General features: G+C 45.2%; 11 protein-coding genes and 1 pseudogene. 1 reads left to right on the top strand and 11 read right to left on the bottom strand.

Annotation, left to right across the window (positions count from 1 at the left end):
• Window positions 1-49 precede the first annotated feature (49 nt).
• The 9 genes and pseudogenes from glpK to UJ203_RS07500 form a co-directional block, all read right to left on the bottom strand.
• Window positions 50-1,540 (bottom strand): glycerol kinase GlpK, encoded by a 1,491-nt coding sequence (gene glpK, locus UJ203_RS07540; RefSeq protein WP_024120714.1) that lies wholly within the window; start codon window positions 1,538-1,540, stop codon window positions 50-52.
• A gap of 18 nt (window positions 1,541-1,558) precedes the next feature.
• Window positions 1,559-2,383 carry a glycerol uptake facilitator protein GlpF gene (gene glpF / locus UJ203_RS07535; protein WP_095713748.1) on the bottom strand — a complete coding sequence of 275 codons (825 nt, stop codon included), beginning with the start codon at window positions 2,381-2,383 and terminating at the stop codon, window positions 1,559-1,561.
• Window positions 2,384-2,553: 170 nt separating this feature from the next.
• On the bottom strand, window positions 2,554-3,129 hold the full coding sequence (gene glpP / locus UJ203_RS07530; protein ID WP_029441192.1) for a glycerol uptake operon antiterminator GlpP: 576 nt from the start codon (window positions 3,127-3,129) through the stop codon (window positions 2,554-2,556).
• A gap of 30 nt (window positions 3,130-3,159) precedes the next feature.
• Window positions 3,160-4,512: an aspartate aminotransferase family protein gene (locus tag UJ203_RS07525; RefSeq protein ID WP_322009606.1), complete on the bottom strand. Its 1,353-nt coding sequence runs from the start codon at window positions 4,510-4,512 to the stop codon at window positions 3,160-3,162.
• A gap of 137 nt (window positions 4,513-4,649) precedes the next feature.
• Window positions 4,650-5,563, bottom strand: a pseudogene (locus UJ203_RS07520) (AEC family transporter).
• Window positions 5,564-5,675: 112 nt separating this feature from the next.
• Window positions 5,676-7,217, bottom strand: coding sequence for a bifunctional GNAT family N-acetyltransferase/carbon-nitrogen hydrolase family protein (locus UJ203_RS07515; protein WP_024120710.1), 1,542 nt, complete (start codon window positions 7,215-7,217; stop codon window positions 5,676-5,678).
• 15 nt (window positions 7,218-7,232) lie between these two features.
• Window positions 7,233-7,895, bottom strand: a complete 663-nt coding sequence (locus tag UJ203_RS07510; protein WP_322009601.1) for an HAD family hydrolase — start codon at window positions 7,893-7,895, stop codon at window positions 7,233-7,235.
• A 122-nt stretch (window positions 7,896-8,017) separates the two neighbouring features.
• Window positions 8,018-8,440 (bottom strand): CBS domain-containing protein, encoded by a 423-nt coding sequence (locus tag UJ203_RS07505; RefSeq protein ID WP_024120708.1) that lies wholly within the window; start codon window positions 8,438-8,440, stop codon window positions 8,018-8,020.
• 137 nt (window positions 8,441-8,577) lie between these two features.
• On the bottom strand, window positions 8,578-8,973 hold the full coding sequence (locus UJ203_RS07500) for a YhcU family protein (RefSeq protein WP_024120707.1): 396 nt from the start codon (window positions 8,971-8,973) through the stop codon (window positions 8,578-8,580).
• 111 nt (window positions 8,974-9,084) lie between these two features.
• Here UJ203_RS07500 and UJ203_RS07495 point away from each other — a divergent pair, with 111 nt between their 5' ends.
• The gene (locus UJ203_RS07495; RefSeq protein WP_322009597.1) at window positions 9,085-9,990 is read left to right on the top strand and encodes an RluA family pseudouridine synthase; all 906 of its coding nucleotides are present in this window, start codon (window positions 9,085-9,087) and stop codon (window positions 9,988-9,990) included.
• A 36-nt stretch (window positions 9,991-10,026) separates the two neighbouring features.
• On the opposite strand, the gene srtA is transcribed toward UJ203_RS07495, so the two are convergent.
• Window positions 10,027-10,623 (bottom strand): sortase SrtA, encoded by a 597-nt coding sequence (gene srtA, locus UJ203_RS07490; RefSeq protein WP_322009595.1) that lies wholly within the window; start codon window positions 10,621-10,623, stop codon window positions 10,027-10,029.
• Window positions 10,620-14,186 (bottom strand): 5'-nucleotidase C-terminal domain-containing protein, encoded by a 3,567-nt coding sequence (locus UJ203_RS07485; RefSeq protein WP_415859182.1) that lies wholly within the window; start codon window positions 14,184-14,186, stop codon window positions 10,620-10,622. The genes srtA and UJ203_RS07485 overlap by 4 nt, the downstream gene beginning before the upstream one ends.
• Window positions 14,187-14,191: the final 5 nt, after the last annotated feature.

The following is a 14,191-nucleotide window of genomic DNA, read 5'->3' as shown; positions in this document are numbered from 1 at the left end:
TCTCAGGACCGTTCTTATTAACTTGTAACCATTATAACATACTCTTATTTTATTTAAAAGCCATAGCTGCTTTAACGGCTTTTTGCCAGCCTGTATACAGCTCATTTCGTTTTTCTTCTTCCAATTTAGGTTCAAAACGCTTATCCAGATTCCACTGGTTAATAATTTCAGAACGATCCTTCCAGAATCCCACAGCGATACCTGCCAAATATGCCGCGCCAAGCGCAGTTGTTTCATTGATTTCCGGTCGTTCCACAGGCACATCCAAAATATCCCCTTGAAACTGCATCAAAAAGTTATTTTTAACAGCGCCGCCATCCACACGAAGCGTTTTCAATGAAATGTTAGAATCCGCTTCCATTGCATCAAGCACATCTTTCGTCTGATAAGCCAATGACTCCAGCGTGGCACGGATAAAATGTTCTTTTGTTGTGCCTCTAGTCAGGCCGAAAACTGAACCGCGCACATCGCTGTCCCAGTAAGGCGTTCCCAAGCCGACAAAGGCCGGAACGACATATACGCCGTCAGTTGAATCAACTTTCTCCGCGTATGATTCGCTAAGTGAAGAGTCCTGGAACATTCTCATTCCGTCTCTGAGCCATTGGATGGCTGAGCCTGCGACAAAAATACTTCCTTCTAAAGCATATTCAACTTTACCGTCAATGCCCCAGGCGATTGTTGTCAGCAGCCCGTGTTCCGACTTAATTGCTTTTTCCCCTGTATTCATCAGCATGAAACATCCTGTGCCGTATGTGTTTTTCCCCATGCCTGCTTCAAAGCACGCCTGGCCGAACAGCGCGGACTGCTGGTCGCCTGCCGCTCCAGCAATCGGAATATTTTTTCCGAAGAAGTGATAATCAACTGTCTCCGCATACACATGAGAGGACGGTTTTACTTCAGGGAGCATTGATTTCGGAACGCCTAAAATCTCAAGCAGCTCATCGTCCCATTTCAAATCGTAAATATTAAACATCAGCGTTCTTGAAGCGTTGGAATAATCCGTCACGTGGGCTTTTCCGCCTGACATTTTCCAAATGAGCCATGTATCAATCGTTCCAAACAGCAGCTCGCCTTTTTCCGCTTTTTCTCTTGCGCCTTCCACATTGTCTAAAATCCATTTCACCTTCGTGCCAGAAAAATATGGATCTATCAAAAGGCCTGTTTTCTCTCTGAATGTATCATTATATCCTTTTTCACGAAGCTCCTCGCAGATTCCAGACGTCTGTCGTGACTGCCAAACGATCGCATTATACACAGGCTTTCCTGTATCCTTATCCCAAACAACCGCTGTTTCCCTTTGGTTGGTAATGCCGATTCCGGCAATTTGAGAAGCGCTGATTCCCGATTCAGAAATGACTGATGCGATAACAGCAAGGACAGATCCCCAAATTTCATTTGCATTATGCTCAACCCACCCTGGATGCGGGAAGTATTGTGTAAATTCCTTTTGAGCGGAGTGAACGATTTTGCCTTCTTTATTAAACAGAATCGCTCTTGAACTTGTTGTCCCTTGATCTAAGGATAAAATGTAAGTTTCCATAAGATGTCTCCCCTTTGCTTAAATATATTTTGAATTTGATAGTGTTTTAGCTGCATGTTTTTTCGTATAGCCATAGAGTCCTAACAATACCACAACCAATACAACGCTTACAATCCAGAAACTGCTTGTAATCTGCCCCTGAAACGCGGCGCTGTAAAATACACCGCCGAATGATCCGCCCAAAATCGGGCCGGCAACAGGAACCCATGCGTACTTCCAGTTTGATGAGCCTTTCCCCGGAATCGGCAGAAGTGCGTGGGCAATCCGCGGACCTAAGTCGCGGGCGGGATTAATTGCATATCCCGTAGTTCCTCCAAGAGAAATACCGATAGCAACGATGAGAAAACCGACGATTAAAGGATTAAGTCCCTCTGTAAACTCATTTGCCCCAATCGCCAAAATTCCAAGCACAAGGACAAATGTCCCAATAACCTCACTTAAAACGTTTGCAAACGTATGCGGAATGCTGGGTCCAGTTGAAAAAACACCCAGCTTGGCAGCGGGATCATCGGTAGACTTCCAATGCGGCAGGTAATGAAGGTAAACAATCACCGCACCGATCATTGCTCCGATCATTTGCGCCGCAATGTAAACCGGAACCTCTTTCCACGGAAAATCACCAACAAAAGCAAATGCTATCGTTAACGCGGGATTGAGATGGGCGCCGCTGATGCCGCCGACCGCATAAGCGGCCATTGCCACACCTAATCCCCATCCAAATACAACAACAATCCAGCCAGATTGATATGAAAGCGATTTCTTCAAATTGACTCCTGCACAAACACCTGCGCCAAAAATAACAAGCAGCATCGTACCGATTAGTTCTCCCCAAAATGCTGTCATAGATAATTCCTCCTAAGGTTGCGATTAAGAAGTATGATAGAGAATAAAAAAACCACAACAAACCGCTTTACGGGTGTATAACCTTTACCGTAAAGAGCTGCTGTGGGTCTCCGGATTCTCCATCACATTGTATTAACCTAGTGCAATTGTATCAGTGGATGAAAGCGGTGTCAATCACTTTCTGTCAAAAAGTTTTCATATTTTTTCCATAATTTGGTGTTAGATGTGGTGACAGCAACGGCACCAGCTTTCAGTGCCTGTTCTACATCTTGTTCTGTGCGGATGAAACCTCCCGCAAAGATAGGGATACCTGTTTTCTCTTTAATTTCCTGAATAAGTGACGGCACGATGCCCGGCAGCACTTCAATGAAGTCAGGCTTATGCTTGCCGACAAACTCCATGCTTTTTTCCATTGCGCTTGTATCAAGCAGAAACAGACGCTGGATCGCATAGATTTTCTTCTGCTTCGCTTTTGCAATCACGTTTGATCTTGTTGAGATAATCCCCGCTGGCTTGATATCCTGGCAGATAAATTCCGCTCCGTATTCATCATGTTTGATCCCTTGGATTAAATCGACATGCACCATCATCTTCTTCCCGTGCTTTTGCGCCTCTCTGATCACGCCCTTTAATTGTCCGAGATGAATATCAAGTATCACGCCGTACGAAAACGAGCTGTTTAAAAACTCATCAAATTGCTTCATATTACGAATAGCCGGTAAAATAGGCTGGTTGTGAAAACTCATAGTGTGCTCCTTTAACAAATCACTTTTGTATCAAATCGTCAGTATGCTTTCCTTCACCGTTTTTACGATAAATGCAAGGTCTTCTTCTGTCAGACAAAATGGCGGGGCGAGCTGAATGACATTGTTATATCCGGCGACTGTATCGCCGTTTTTGCCGATGATCAGCCCTTTCTCTTTGCATGCCGCAACCACTTGGTTCACTTGGTCAGCGCCAGCCGGCTCTTTAGTCAGCTTATCTTTGACAAGTTCGATTCCGACCAGCAGCCCTTTTCCCCTTACATCTCCTACTGCAGAGTGTTCTCTTAACGACTGAAGCTCACCTAAAAGCTTTGCTCCGAGATCGCGGGATCGCTGAATCAGCTGTTCATCCTCCATAATTTGCAGGTTTTTCAAAGCTAATGCGCAGGCTGCCGGGCTGCCGCCGAATGTGTTGACGTGGCGGAAACGGTCATAAGGAGCTTCTCCTTGGTATGCTTCAAAAATCTCCCGTTTAACCGCGGTCGCTGACAATGGCAGATACGCGCTTGTAATCCCTTTCGCCATTGTAATGATATCGGGCTTCACGCCGTAGTGCATAAATCCGAACGGCTCGCCAGTCCGCCCAAATCCGCAGATGACCTCGTCACAAATCAGCAGGGCGCCGTGGCGGCGGCAGATTTCCTCCACTTTCTGCATATATCCGTCCGGCGGCATTAAAATGCCTCCGCCAGTAATAATGGGCTCCATAATGACACCGGCAATCGTTTCGCTTAATTCCCATGTCATGATGCGGTCAATTTCATTTGCGCTCTCTAGCGTATCGGCGTCTTCAGGATTTCGGTAGACATCAGGCGGGGCGGCGTGCAGGAATCCTTGGCTTAACGGTTCATATTTATATTTCCGCTGTGCCTGGCCGGTGGCAGAGAGCGCTCCCAACGTATTGCCGTGATAGGATCTATATCTAGAGATGAATTTATAACGGCTGTGGTCGCCGTTTTCCAGATGGTATTGGCGAGCGATCTTAAAAGCGGTTTCATTTGCTTCCGATCCGCTGTTGGAAAAGAAAATCACATAATCGCCGCCAAGCCACTCATTCAGCTTTTCCGCCAAGTGAATCGCAGGTGCGTGACTTTGCGTTAACGGGTAATACGGCAGTTCCTTTAATTGTTCATAGGCAGCCTCCGCAAGCTCTTTTCTGCCGTAACCAATATTAACGCACCACAAACCGGACATCGCATCAAGATAGCGGCGTCCGTCTATATCAGTCACCCAGGCTCCTTCCGCCTTTTGGGCAAACAGACTGTCCGCTTGATGCGCTCCCTTCATAGCATGCCACACGAATTGCTCATCCTTTTGCTTTAATCCCTGATTTTGCTGAATGTTTTCCATCCCCATCATCTCCATTTCATTAGCGTTCAATAAATAAATTGAAACAGACCTTCTCTTATGTGATGTCTAGGTGATGATTTCCCTGACTTCAATATAAAGCCAGACGACAAAGGAGTCAATAAACCGCCGGGTAATTAAAACATCCTCTTTCATCAAGAAGAAAGAGGATGCAGCATCCAAAGCAGGACCGGCAAAGTGACTATGCTCAGCATTGTGCTGATAAAAGTGGCACTGGAAACGACTTCGGGCCTTGTATTAAACTGAACGGCCATTAAGGTCGTATTGGCAGCGGTCGGCATGGCCGCTACGAGGATCATAATTTGCTTCGTCATGTCATCCACAGGCAAAATCAATGTGAAGGCCAGCGCAATTAACGGTGATACCATCAGCTTCAGCAGCAGAGAATAAGAAATTTTTCTGTATTCAATATTTCTGAAAGAGATCAGCGCAAGCTGCATGCCAAGAATAATCATGATCGTCGGAATCGTCGCATTTCCGACCAGTTCAATGCCTGTCATTAACTCTTTAGGGATTGAAATATGCATATGCTGAAGTATTGCGCCTAAAAGTGCTCCGTACGCCACAGGCATACGGATAACCCGAGTCATCACCGTTTTAAATCCCCCTTCCTCCGAACCGCCCTTTGCAGCGTAATACATGCCGATAGTACTCATAATTAACTGCTGCAGCACCATTAACACAACAGCCGTATCCAGCCCCGCCGTCCCAAACACAAGCAGTACGACAGGCGTGCCGTAATTGCCGTTATTCATAAAGGCTGATGAGAGAATCATGGCACAGCGATCTGGTTCGGATACCTATGAAAAAAGGATAAAAAGGAGACCAACAGTACAAGAACCAGGCATAGACCCAGCACAAAAATAGACAGATACACATAGTCCATCGTCAGCTCGTTTGAATAAAACGTATCAAAAGCCAAAAAAGGAGACATTAAATATAAGGACATTTTGGACAGTGTCTGAATATCAAAACCGAGTGTTTTCTGTCCGATATAACCAATTGCGAAGATTCCGAAAACGGGAACTAAAACAAGCAGAAACTCCATAAGGCACCTTCTTTTCCGATGTACACATTTATATCTATTTTAAAGAAAGCACGGCAGAGTTTCAATTTCGCCTTTTTTAAAAAAAGCCCGCCAATTCAGGCGGGCTTTCGCATTATTTTTTATAGTGAATGTGATAAATATCGCGGCGTCTGTCTTTGAGCTGACGCACCGTTCCGTTTTGGCGCTGTCTTCTGAGAATTTCTAAGTCAACATCGCCAATGACGACCATTTCAATATTCGGGTTGGTTTCCCCAACGATGCCGTCTCTTGCGAATTCAAAATCAGAAGGGGCAAAGATGCCGGACTGAGCATATTGGATATCCATATTTTCAGTTTGCGGCAGGTTTCCAACCGTTCCGGAAATGACGGTATAAATTTGATTTTCGACCGCTCTTGCCTGTGAACAGTATCTGACACGCAAGTAGCCTTGGCGGTCTTCCGTACAAAATGGCGTAAAAATAATTTTTGCGCCTTTATCGGCCGCAATGCGGGCAAGCTCAGGAAACTCAATGTCATAGCAAATTTGGATCGCAATTTTCCCGCAGTCCGTATCAAACACACGCACCTGGTCGCCCGCACTGATTCCCCACCATTTGCGTTCATTCGGCGTAATATGCAGTTTATATTGCTTCTCAATCGTTCCATCGCGTCTGAACAGGTAGGCGATATTATAAATTTTCCCTTCCTCTTCTACGAAATGAGATCCGCCGATAATGTTGACATTATACTTAACAGCCAAGTCTGTAAACAGACTGATGTAATCCTCAGTATACTCGGTAATTCTCTGTACCGCCAAGCTTGGTGAACGTTCCTCAAGGAAGGACATCAGCTGGGTTGTGAAAATTTCCGGGAACACTGCAAAATCAGATCTCGCGTCAGATGCGACATCGACATAGTACTCTACTTGATTCGCAAATTCCTCAAAGGAATAGATTTTTTTCATTTCGTATTGAATGACACAAATTCTCACAGGGAAGGCCGATTTATAATAACGCTTTGTCTGCTGAGGCAGATAATCGACATTATTCCATTCCATGAGCGTCGCATATTTGATTGAAGCTGTATCATCCGGAAGATAATCCGGGTTAATCCGCATCAGGGTAAAACCGTTCATCAGCTGAAAAGAAAGGACAGGATCGTAAATTTGATGGCGTGTTACCTGTTCAACATACTCTCTCGCAGTCATTTCATCAGCATATTTATGATAGTTCGGTATCCGTCCGCCTATGATGATGCTTTTCAGATTTAAACGTCTTGCCAAATCCTTTCTTGCCTCATACAAACGATGGCCGATTTTCATCCGTCTGTAATCAGGATGCACCATGACCTCGATCCCGTACATGTTTAAGCCATCCGGATTGTGATTGGTGATGTATCCGTCATCTGTAATGTCCTGCCACGTATGGCGGTCATCATATTCATCAAAGTTAATCAGGAGGCTTGAGCACGAACCGATAATTTCACCTTCGAATTCTGCACAAAACTGCCCTTCCGGAAAATGCTCCAGATGGCTGATTAAATGCTCTCGCTTCCACGGCTCCATGCCTGGAAAGCAGTCCTTTTGAAGGTCGATAATGTTGTCGATATCTTTCTCTTCGATATTACGGATGACCATTTTCTTTTCAAAACGGGTCAAATCTAATTTCTCAGACAATCTACTCGCTCCTTTCTAGTTTTGTGCGTTCAGATGATCAAACAATAGGGCGAGCTCCATCTCCGCCATTGATTCGAGCCTGTGATCATATTCTTCAAACATCAAGGTGCCTGTTACTTGATTCGGAACGATCACACACTTCATGCCCGCTCGCTTGGCAGCAATCGAACCATTGACGGAATCCTCGAATGCGAGGCATTCCGACGGCGATACTCCAAGATTCTTTGCCGCTAACAAATACAGCTCGGGATTGGGCTTGACCTCTTCTACATCATCAGCTGTCTGAATCACTTCGAATTCGTCAAACAGGCCAAGTTGCTTCAAATGGCCGGATACCCATTTATAATCTGAGCTGGAAGCCAGTCCTACTTTTAAGCCTAAATCCTTTGCCGCATTCAGATACGCTTCAACACCAGGTCTCGCTTTTTCTGTTTCCATGCGTTTTGCAAACCGGTCTCTTCTCAGTTTTGTCAGCTCTTCATGGTTCAGCTTTTTGCCTATCTGCTCTTCTAAGTATTCAAATGGCCGAAATCCCGCCGCTGTTCCGATAACCTTCCCCCAAACGGATAACGGCAGAACTGAGCCATGTTCCTCAAAAATTTCCTGAAGGACTTCATATTCATGCGTTTCTGTATCAAGAATAAGCCCATCAAAATCAAAAATTAACGCTTTTATCACTGCGTACAACTCCTTTGGCCCGAATTGAGACATATGTATACACTATACCCCGAAACGTCTCTGCTTTCAAAAAGTAAGGGTTTATGTGAAGAAAGAGCCTGCACATTGCAAGCTCTTTCTTATTAATGCAAGTTTTGATGAGAAATGTTTGTCAGCGCTTCTCCAGCAGACTCGTTCGACATCTGATTGACAGCCAGGTCTCCAAGCGCAACGATCCCGACTAGATTGTTTTGATCTACAATAGGAAGGCGGCGGATTTGGTGCTGGGCCATCAGATGCGACGCGTCTTCCAGACTCATATTAGGATTTCCTGATACGAGGTCTGTTGACATCACTTCTGAAACGGGTGTCTGGCCATCTCGGCCTTGAGCTGTGGTTCTCAATGCAATGTCACGGTCAGTCAGCATTCCTTTTAAAACACCTTGCTCTACCACGGGAACCGCCCCGACGTTATGCTGTTTCATCAGAGAAGCCGCTTCCTGAATCGTTTGATTCGGAGAAACGGTTGCTACCTGCGTTGTCATTGAATGTTTAACTGAACTCATTGGTCAGCACCCCTTTCAATCATTAGTATGTTCAGACAACGGATGATTAAAAAGGGAGTTGCAGGAAAGGTTTTGTGGTATGATTTCTCTGATGCAAAAAGAGCTTTTCTCGAAACGGAAAAGCTCTTGCTGCGAGATTATATCAGCCTTCTGTGACCCGAAAAGGCATTGTTTGTTTTCGGTTGAAAATCAGATAAAGCAAACGGAAAATATACTCCGCAATCATTCAGCATCTTGCTGTTTTTATCAAAAATGGCTTGATCACTCAAGTCATCATGCGGTGAAGGCTTTGTCAGAATAATATGTATCATTTGCAGACAAGCCATAATTTGAAAAGCTTCTTTTAATGTTCCTTGGTAATATTGGTTATTTAAAGACAGAACGCCTTTCTTTTTAAAGCGCTGAATGTCCAGTTCGGAGAAATAAAGAGGAAATACATGATGGAAAAGCTCCATTGACAGTTCCTTGATAAAGCTTTCCTGTTCTTCAGTTGCTGCGTTCACGATTCTCACGTCTATCACCTTTCTTGCCATCGAATATCCAAAGTCTTTCTCAAGAATATCACAGAAAAAAACGCGAAAGCTAAGGTAAGTGTTTCCTATGAGAAGCAGCGGCCTTTCGCGCAAAAAAGGAGCCATTTGATCATGAAAGAAAAAGGCAAAGGGCTAGAGCTGATAATCAGTGAAAAACAGGACGGACAATGGCTGTTTTCTGTGCTGAAAACAGAGCTCAAAGCTTCTAAACCCGTTATCCAAGAATGGATGACTTATCACAATATAAAGGTCAATCACGAGCCTGTCAAAAACAACATACTCGTAAAAAAGGGTGACCGCCTGTTTATTGATCTTCAGGAAAACGAAGAGTCCTCCGTCATACCTGAGTATGGAGAGCTTGATATTTTATTTGAAGACCGCCACATGTTAATCGTCAATAAACCAGCTGGCATTTCCACTCATCCCAATGAAGAAGGCCAAACCGGCACACTTGCTAATTTGATCGCATATCACTTTCAGGTCAATGGCGAAACAATCAAAGTGCGCCATGTCCACCGTCTTGATCAGGATACATCAGGCGCTGTCGTATTCGCCAAGCATCGCCTGGCGCATGCCATCTTAGACCAGCAGCTAGAGCAAAAAACGCTGAAGCGTACGTATCTCGCAATCGTTGAAGGAAAACTGAAACCAAAAAAAGGCAAGATCGATTCGCCGATTGGAAGAGACAGATCACACCCGACAAGACGGCGGGTTTCGCCAGGCGGACAAGCCGCCGTCACCCATTACCGTACCCTTGCTATCAATGCGAGAGAACAGCTCTCGCTTGCTGAATTAGAGCTGGAAACGGGCAGAACACATCAAATCCGTGTGCATATGGCAAGCATCGGCCATCCGCTTACGGGGGATACACTTTACGGAGGCGGGAGCCAATTTCTTAACAGGCAGGCGCTGCATGCCAAAAAGGTACAGGCTGTTCATCCGATTACCGAAGAGCTGGTCGTTGCCGAAGCACCTCTTCCCGCTGATATAGAAAGCATTTGCCATACGTATTTATAATGAAAAAAAGCCGCAGGGATTGTCCTGCGGCTTTTTTTATGAAATACGTTTTCCGTAAATAATATAACGTTTCGGGGCATTCCCGACGTATGAAAAAGGGTAGCAGGTGGTCAGAATGAGCTCTTCCTTTTCGTGCTGCAGCGTAATAATGGAGATATCATCCTTATCCACGATTTTTGTTTTGTCAATTTCATATGTGAAATCACCATATGAAAGGATGATGTTGAGCCGGTCACCTTTTTCAAGCTCTCCTGTCCGGCGAAACACAGTGTCCCGATGTCCTGACAGTACAATTTGCCCGTTTTCATCTGGATAATAGCTGTCCTTGTAATGCCCTACACCCTTTTCTAAATCATCCGCATCGGTCCCTTCCACTATTGGAAGCTCCGCATTGATTTTCGGTATTTCCAGTATGCCGCTTGCTTGGCCGGTCTTCGGCTTAAACGACGATTTTTTCTCGGCTTGATTATCGTTTTTCTTCGTGCCTGCAATGGCCTGCGGCTGTTCAGCCGCCTTTTTTGCTTCTTTTAATGTCTGCTCTGTTTTCATGCTGGTATCAATCAGTTTAAAGCCCCCGTAGCCTGTGATCACAAGACCGATCACAATGATCACAAGAGGAATATATTTTTTCACGTCGTAGCGGCACTCCTTTTCCTTCTGATATATAAATACGTTCCCGACAGTGAGACCGCTGCGCCGATCACAATAAAGTTGTAGTATCCTGCTGACGTATCCGGAAGCTTATGATCAGAACCGCTTTCCTCACTTTCTTTATGCAAAGGCAGTGTGTTTATACGGCTGGCAGCAGTGGCAGGCTGTTTGGTCTCTGTTAACTCTTCAAAGGTCGAAATGACTGCAGGCGGCAGCTGATGGACCGGAGCTGTAACCGGAGTCTCTCTTAGTTCAGGCTGTTCTTCCCCAGGTGTCGGATTTACCTTGCCCGGATCATCTGTTCCCGGACTGTCTGCCGGGTCTTCAGTGACTGGGTCTTCAGCCTGACTGTCTTCAGCCAGTTTAATTCTGCCTTCTTTTGTATATGTAATCGGCTTATCAAAGCTTTTTACATACTCAACAGTCGCTTCTAAATCCTCAGGCCCTGTAACCGGATGTTTCCCAAGCAATCCGATTGGCTGGTATTTGGCTCCTGTCGCCGTCGCCATAAAATTATTGACGGTTAAAGTGTATGTGGCATCCGGCCGGATTTCGGTTCCGTCTGCCATGTTTATATCAACCGCTTTGCCTGTTTCTTTATCCCACGTATACGTAAACCCGCTTATGCTGTAGTCAGGGCCGAAAACCGGTGAGATTTGCGCATTGATGATCTCCCGCAAATCTTTTCCTTTAATCTCAAGCTTCGTCAGCACATTTCCAAACGGCTGAATGTTATAAAGATCTCCCCATGTAATTGGGCCTTTCTTCAGTCCTTCCCGTATCCCGCCGCCATTCATTAGCGCAAAATCCGTTTTCAACGCCGCTCTCATGCCATCAGCAATCAAATTCCCAAGTGGTGTGTCGCCATCATTAGAATAACCGCCTTCCATATCAACAGCCGCCTCACCGACTACTTCGCTGATAATCGGTTCAGCAAGGGCCTGATACTTACTTAAAATAGCTGAGGCGCTGGCATCAGGTTTTTTCTTGCTTTGATCGACGTATTCGATTTCAGCCGATTTTTTGACGATGTCTTTTGTCTGTTTATTGATTTCCAGATCAACGACACCTATCGCTTTTCCGTATTCAAACGCCTGAACGATCAGCTTGCCGTTCACTTCACCATTGACGACCTTATGGTTATGCGCTGCAAAAATGATGTCTATCTCAGAATCTGATTTGTTTGCAAGATCAGCGGATTCGCCTGTAATTGTGGTGCCGTTTTGTTCAGCAGACATATGTGCGAGCACTGCAATGGCCCTGATGCCTTTTTTCTTCAGCTCTTCGGCAGCGTCATTTACCGCTTGTACTTCATCGGTAAACTCAATATCCTTTATTCCGTCAGGCATGACCATTCCGGCCGCCGACTGTGTGACAACCCCAATAAAAGCAACAGGTATGCCCTCTACGTTTATAACGTCATAAGCCGGCAAAAAGGGTTCTCCGGTAGACTTCATTTTACAATTGGCGCACACAAGCGGAAAGTTTTGTCCGTCATAGCCGCTAGTGCCTTTCGGGTGATCTCCCCCTTTTAACATTCTCATGAGTTCATCCGTACCTTCATCGAACTCGTGATTGCCCACAGTTCCGACATCAAATCCGATATCCTCCATCAGTTCCACAGTTGGTTCATCTTGAAGAAGAGATGATACGGGCGAACTGCCCCCGATCATATCCCCTGCGTGCACAGTGAGCGTGTTTTTCTTTTCTGCCTTTTTTTCTTTCAAATAGGCAGCGGCATAGTCCATACGTCCGAATGTGCCATCTGGAGTGCCGTCTCCATCAAGATCAAGCTCGTATTGCTGATCGATTTTCCCATGTAAATCGTTCATGCTTAAAATCCTAAGCGGTATATTTTCTTGGGGAGAGGTTTGCTTTTTCTTGTAACCGGCACTCTCTGCTTCAGCTGCTGAAGCAAAGAAGATCCTGTTTTCCACAGCCACCTGCTTCCAGTTTGCTGGCGAAACATAGGTCTTGTTTGATGAGTCTCCCACATACCTTGTCAGCCCTTTCCCCTGCTCTCTGGCTCTAAATTCAAACGGCATTTCCATAAGAGGATCCGCTTCACTCCAAATGCCTTTTTGCTCTTTTTTTGCATTGGCGGCTGCGGCCTGAAATTCCTGATAATCCTCTTCATTTTCAACAGGCCAAATAAAATATGTTGGAGCATAGCCATTTTTCACGAGTTCTAAATTTACATTTGCCCCTGTCTCAGTCACAACCTGTCCAAGAAGTCTGCCATAGCTGTCCTTGGCTTCGCTGCCGACTTTTACCGTTATTTGATCTCCTGGAGACAAAACAGTTTTTAAATAGTCAGAGGCTTTCTTTCCAAATCTTAACTGATTTTCATCCGCTTCATTTTTTGGTGTGTGGTATGTTTCTGGCGTGTCTACATTTACAAAACGGATTTTTGCCGTGCCAAGTATCGGTTTTTTGACATGAATGGTATCACCGTCTACAACGCGATCAACCACAGTTTCATATTCGCCTTCTGAAAACGGCGGGGCAGGCTGCTCTTGAAGCAGCTTCATGTCTGCTGATTTTCGCGGAAGAAGCTGAAGGGATTGATATCTGCTCAACACGCCAGTGATTTCATACCATTTATCCTCAGTCAGTTCATCAATGATACCTGTCTCACTCATAACACGCAGTGTCATTGCGTGGTGATCATTATCGATCATCGTAACATTGTAACCGCCGCCTGCTTGAGAATTTGGAATAGAAGAAATATAAGCTTTGACTGTTACAAGACGCCCTTCATATTGATCACCCAAGCTGCCATTGACCAGTTCATTGATCGTTGAAAATTCAGGGACAGGGAGAGGCTGATTTGATTGGGTAATACGGATGCCTGATGTATCCGGAACTATTTCAGTAAGCCCTTGGTAAGTCGTTATTTTCCCTGTCACCGTAATGTCCATTCCTTCTTTTAACTCAGGGAAATTCTCTGGTGCTGCCGAATAAATGTTGATGCCGCCTGTGTCACCCTGCATAAAGGTCGACAGCTTTCCGCCTCCGATTGCGCTCTGATCGGCAGTAACAACGCCTTTAATCGTGACATGTTCATTCATTCGGCCGCGCGCTTCCTGTATTGTAATAGGCTGTGCTGCCGGCGGAGATTCAGCGTCATCCTTTAAGACCATTGACTGAACCTTCTTAAGACCTGTCGTATTAAAATAATGTTCAAGCTCTCCTTGAACAGCTATCTTTTTCCCAAGAAGCAGCGGGTTCGTTTGCAGTCCGAATTGGCTTCTAAACGCGGATTGGATTTGCACGGGAAGAATGTGATCGGGTGATGTCTCGTTTTTGCTGTCCGCTATAGCAACGTTATAATCATTTGAAAAAGGGCTTGTCAGATTGTAATGCTGGGGTGAAACAGCTTGGCCGATTGTATATCCTTCGACAAGAGCTCGGCCCTCTTTTTGCTGTATCGCTTTTTCAACCGATATTGGTTCTGGCTCAGCAGCTCTTACAGCTTCATAAGCGGACATGACATTCAAGAAAATAAAAAGTATGATCAAAACAACATGTAAAACACGCCTCATCAGTT

The organism is Bacillus sp. V26, assembly GCF_034296245.1.
GTDB lineage: Bacteria > Bacillota > Bacilli > Bacillales > Bacillaceae > Bacillus > Bacillus halotolerans.
The sequence above is the reverse complement of the archived record's forward strand: the minus strand, read 5'-3'. Positions and strand labels throughout refer to the sequence as shown.

What these genes read in the sequence shown, in the direction of transcription:
- glpK (WP_024120714.1), bottom strand. Translation starts at nt 1,540, where the DNA reads ATGGAAACTTACATTTTATCCTTAGATCAAGGGACAACAAGTTCAAGA.
- glpF (WP_095713748.1), bottom strand. Translation starts at nt 2,383, where the DNA reads ATGACAGCATTTTGGGGAGAACTAATCGGTACGATGCTGCTTGTTATT.
- glpP (WP_029441192.1), bottom strand. Translation starts at nt 3,129, where the DNA reads ATGAGTTTTCACAACCAGCCTATTTTACCGGCTATTCGTAATATGAAG.
- UJ203_RS07525 (WP_322009606.1), bottom strand. Translation starts at nt 4,512, where the DNA reads ATGGAGATGATGGGGATGGAAAACATTCAGCAAAATCAGGGATTAAAG.
- UJ203_RS07505 (WP_024120708.1), bottom strand. Translation starts at nt 8,440, where the DNA reads ATGAGTTCAGTTAAACATTCAATGACAACGCAGGTAGCAACCGTTTCT.
- UJ203_RS07500 (WP_024120707.1), bottom strand. Translation starts at nt 8,973, where the DNA reads ATGGCAAGAAAGGTGATAGACGTGAGAATCGTGAACGCAGCAACTGAA.
- UJ203_RS07495 (WP_322009597.1), top strand. Translation starts at nt 9,085, where the DNA reads ATGAAAGAAAAAGGCAAAGGGCTAGAGCTGATAATCAGTGAAAAACAG.
- UJ203_RS07485 (WP_415859182.1), bottom strand. Translation starts at nt 14,186, where the DNA reads ATGAGGCGTGTTTTACATGTTGTTTTGATCATACTTTTTATTTTCTTG.